Source organism: Pseudoalteromonas sp. SR45-5 (assembly GCF_014163565.1).
Taxonomy (GTDB): domain Bacteria; phylum Pseudomonadota; class Gammaproteobacteria; order Enterobacterales; family Alteromonadaceae; genus Pseudoalteromonas; species Pseudoalteromonas distincta.
The window spans coordinates 1-4,245 of record NZ_JACJDN010000341.1; the positions used below are offsets into that span (position 1 = coordinate 1).

At 41.2% G+C, this 4,245-nt stretch carries 3 protein-coding genes and 1 pseudogene; 3 read left to right on the forward strand and 1 reads right to left on the reverse strand.

The features are described 5' to 3' along the window. Positions 1 to 27 precede the first annotated feature (27 nt). The 3 genes and pseudogenes from scpB (at position 28) to H5072_RS12855 (ending at position 3,004) form a co-directional block, all read left to right on the forward strand. Complete coding sequence (scpB, locus tag H5072_RS12845) at positions 28 to 618, forward strand: SMC-Scp complex subunit ScpB (RefSeq protein WP_182672229.1); 591 nt, start codon at positions 28 to 30, stop codon at positions 616 to 618. Next, complete coding sequence (rluB, locus tag H5072_RS12850) at positions 615 to 1,487, forward strand: 23S rRNA pseudouridine(2605) synthase RluB (RefSeq protein ID WP_024595359.1); 873 nt, start codon at positions 615 to 617, stop codon at positions 1,485 to 1,487. Before scpB ends, rluB begins: the two co-directional genes overlap by 4 nt. Positions 1,488 to 1,630: 143 nt before the next feature. Next, a pseudogene (locus H5072_RS12855) lies at positions 1,631 to 3,004 on the forward strand (IS4 family transposase). A 36-nt stretch (positions 3,005 to 3,040) separates the two neighbouring features. Here H5072_RS12855 and mtnK read toward each other — a convergent pair. After that, on the reverse strand, positions 3,041 to 4,245 hold a 1,205-nt coding region (mtnK, locus tag H5072_RS12860), incomplete at its 5' end, for an S-methyl-5-thioribose kinase (RefSeq protein ID WP_220488619.1).

Consider the following 4,245-nt stretch of genomic DNA (forward strand, 5'->3'; position numbering starts at 1 on the left):
GTGTATTTTTATTTGTTAAGAGTGTGTATGGCGGGTCGGCGAATTAGTGATGAACAACTAGTTGAGATCATTGAAGCAGCTATTTTTGTTGCAGATAAGCCTGTTAGTAAACGCCACCTTAAAGATACTGTATTAATAGATTTAGCTATTTCTATGGCGCGAATAAACGACGCAATAGATACAATACAAGAACATTTTCAAACTCGTGGTATTCGCTTAGTTGAAGTTGGTAGTGGGTATCGTTTTCAGGCATGTAGTAGTTTAAGCCCTTGGTTAAATAACTTGTGGCAAGAACGCGCACCAAAATACTCACGTGCTTTACTGGAAACATTATCACTTATTGCATATAGGCAGCCCATTACGCGCGGTGAAATTGAGCAAGTAAGGGGTGTTACTACGGGTTCGAATATTATTAAAACCCTACTCGAAAGAGATTGGGTTAAAGTGGTAGGGCATAAAGAGGTTCCGGGTAAGCCGGCTTTATATGCAACTACTAAACAATTTTTAGATTATTTTTCGTTAACTGGACTTGAAAACTTACCTGCGCTGCCAACAGAGCAGCAAAGTAAAATTAACCAGTTATTGAGCGATCCTTCTGTGAGAGAACCATCCGAATGAGTATTATACAAGGTGAAAAGTTACAAAAAGTCTTAGCCCGTGCAGGCGTAGGCTCACGCCGTGAAATGGAAAAATACATTGATGCAAACCGCGTTAGTGTAAACGGTAAAGTGGCAAAGTTAGGAGACCGTGTTGAAGAAACCGATTTGATTCGTGTTGACGGGCACACTGTAAAGATTGAAGAAAAAGCAGATAGAATCTGTCGTGTGATTATGTATAACAAACCCGAAGGTGAGTTAAGCACACGTAAAGATCCAGAAGGGCGTCGGACAGTATTTGACCGACTTCCTCGTATTGATGGTGAGCGTTGGATTGCGGTTGGCCGATTAGACGTTAATACTTCGGGTTTGATGCTCTTTACTAATGATGGTGAATTAGCTAACCGCTTGATGCACCCAAGCTATGAAGTAGAGCGTGAATACTCTGCGCGTGTATTTGGTGAAGTAACCAATGAAACGGTTAAAAACTTACTACGTGGTGTTGAGCTTGAAGATGGTCCAGCCAAATTCACGACTGTAACCCCTATGGGTGGCGAAGGCGTTAACCGCTGGTTTAACGTAACGTTAAATGAAGGACGTAACCGTGAAGTACGTCGTTTATGGCAGTCTCAAGATGCGGAAGTATCTCGTCTTATTCGTATTCGTTACGGTAAACTAGAGCTTGATAAGCGCGTGCCACAAGGTGGTTGGATGGAGTATGATTTAGAAACAGTAAACTACTTACGCAAAACCGTTAAATTAGGGCGCGAGACACAAACTAAGCTTTCTGTTATGCCTGAAAAACGCAAAGATAAACGCGCTAAAATCAACCAGATCCGCAAAGCAGTTAAAAAACACAATCAACGTGTTAAGCCTACCAAACGTAAATAATAAATTAGTTATTTATTGCACACAAAAAAGCCGCTAATTGCTGTCTCTTATACACAAATCCCTGCTAAGAAATTAGCGGGGATTTTTTTGAACTAAATCTCAATGTCATGATCAGATCTTCAAATCTTGTTTGAGGGCACATTATGATTAACGAACATACTCATTGGGCAAAACAACAATTCGGTAAATCGGACTTAGGTGATCCAAGAAGAACAGCGCGTCTGGTAAAGTTAGCATCAACGCTTGCAAATGAACCAGGAAAACCACTTGTAAACATCACTCAATCCCCCGCCGATATGGAAGGTGCCTACCGCTTTATTCGCAACGAGAATATTGACGCAACGGCTATAGCAGAGTCAGGCTTTAAAGCCACGGTTGAACAAGCAAAAAGTCATAACTTATTGCTCGCATTAGAAGACACGACCACACTAATTTATAAACATTCCTCCATTCGAGATGATTTGGGTCATGTCGGACGAGGGGCAAAACAACGAGGCTTGTTAGCTCATGGCGTATTACTGTTTGCGCCAGACACAAAGCAAGTTGTGGGATTAATTGAACAGTCTCGCTGGAGTCGTGATATCAACACGATTGGAAAAAGAGAAAAACACGCGACGACTTCTTACGAAGAAAAAGAAAGTTACAAGTGGGAGTCAGCGTCACGAGCGATGGCAGAGCGGCTGCAAGGACAAATGGCGAACGTGATATCGGTGTGTGACCGCGAAGCGGACATCTACGAATACTTGCAGTATAAACTGACCGAGCAGCAACGATTCGTCGTACGCTCGATGCAAAGTCGTCATATTGAAGAAGGTGAGGATAAGCTCTATGCGTTTGCAAGCGAGCTGATGAGTGCAGGCACCAAACACATCCACATTGCACAAAAAGGAGGAAGAAAAGCCCGAAGCGCAACACTGGATATCACCTATGCGCCAGTGACACTCAAAGCGCCTTACAATAAAAAAGGACGCTCCCTCCCAGTTTACTATGTCGGCAGTGCAGAGAGAGGAAACGCTGAGAACGGCTTAAGCTGGCACCTATTAACCAGTGAACCAGTCACCAGCAAAGAAGACGCCTTAGCTATCATCACCTACTATGAGCACCGTTGGCTTGTAGAGGAATACCATAAAGTCTGAAAAAGTGATGGCACGGATATCGAAAGTTTACGCCTTCAAAGCCAAGATAACATGGAAAGATTGGTGACGATTAATGGCTTTATTGCGACGCGAATATTGCAACTAAAGTTCACCAATGAGCAGCCTGATTCTCCAAGTTGTGAACAACTGTTATCTCCCAAAGCATGGAAGTTATTGTGGTTAAAGAGAATAAAAACACCATTGCCTGAAACTGCTCCAAATATGTCATGGGCGTATCAGGAACTGGCAAAGTTAGGAGGCTGGAAAGATACCAAGCGCACAGGGCGTGCATCTGTGAAAGTGTTATGGCAAGGATGGCTTAAGTTACAAGCCATCCTGGAAGGCTACGATTTAGCAAAATCTCTTGAGTCAGACTTGTGATCAAGAGACAGCTTATAGCGCCTTTTTTAATGCTTGTTAGTTTAATTGGCTTATTAATAAACTAAAAAATGCTTCTTTGTTGCTGCATGTTTGTGCATTTAAAATAAGTTGCTCGCCTAGTGCTAATGTTTGTTTTTGCACTGTAAGGCGCGCATTGTCATCACTAATACTATCTATATCGCTTACGTGCGCAAGCCCAATAGTACGCCTAATTAACTCAGCACCACAGTAACCAACAGCATCTTGCAATACGTTTTTCATAAAGTATTGCGCATAGCCTACTGGCGCTAGTGATTCATCTAATGTTTTAGTGCGTATTAATTCAAGCCATTGCTGCTCAAATAAACTATAGGTGTCTACGATACAGCTAAGTAAATGTGTTTGGTAATTGCGACGTGCTACAAAGTCATCAATATGACCTGCTTGCGCGCAGTAATTCAATAGTAAATTACCAATAAAAGAGCCAATATCGAACCCAATAGGCCCAAAAAAGCCAAATTCTGGGTCAATCATCTTTGTATTATTACAATCAACAAAAATGCTACCGCTGTGCATATCACCATGAAGTAATGTTTGCGGCTTAGATAAAAAATTAGCTTTTAGTTTTGCTATTTCTAACTTCAATGCGTTGTTTTTTTGTATTGCGTCAACTTCGTTTTGTAGTTGCTTTGGGTAGTTATTGCGTTCGTGCTCAATGTACGGATCGCTAAAAAATAAGTCTTCAGTGATTTGGCAAAGCTCAGGATTAGTAAATTGGCTAACGAGTGCTTTTTTAGTTTGCGCGGTTAAGTAAAAATCTGAATTATAAAAGCCGGTGTGGCTTAAGTAGGTCGCTACGTGCTGCGCTAATTTAGGGAATTGCTCTGCATTATTTTGTGCAGTACGCAATATTTGTAAATTACCTAAATCTTCTAAAATAGTCAGCGCTTGCATTTCACTATAATGTAAAACATTAGCAGTATAAGTAGGGCAAATAGCACCATGATTAAGTAAAACTTGTGCTTCTATACGGGCTCTATCAAGCGTTAATGGCCACGACTCACCCACGCAACGCGCGTAAGGCAGAGCTTGCTTTAAAATAACACTATTATTTTGCTCATCAGTAATTCTAAATACTAAATTAAGATTGCCATCACCAAACTCATATGCCGATAAGGTTTGTCCGGAATCAAAAAAATTACATTGTTTAGATTCAATTAATGTCGATACGTAATCAATAGCGCGCTGTGCATTAAAAGCAA

What these genes read in the sequence shown, in the direction of transcription:
- scpB (WP_182672229.1), top strand. Translation starts at nt 28, where the DNA reads ATGGCGGGTCGGCGAATTAGTGATGAACAACTAGTTGAGATCATTGAA.
- rluB (WP_024595359.1), top strand. Translation starts at nt 615, where the DNA reads ATGAGTATTATACAAGGTGAAAAGTTACAAAAAGTCTTAGCCCGTGCA.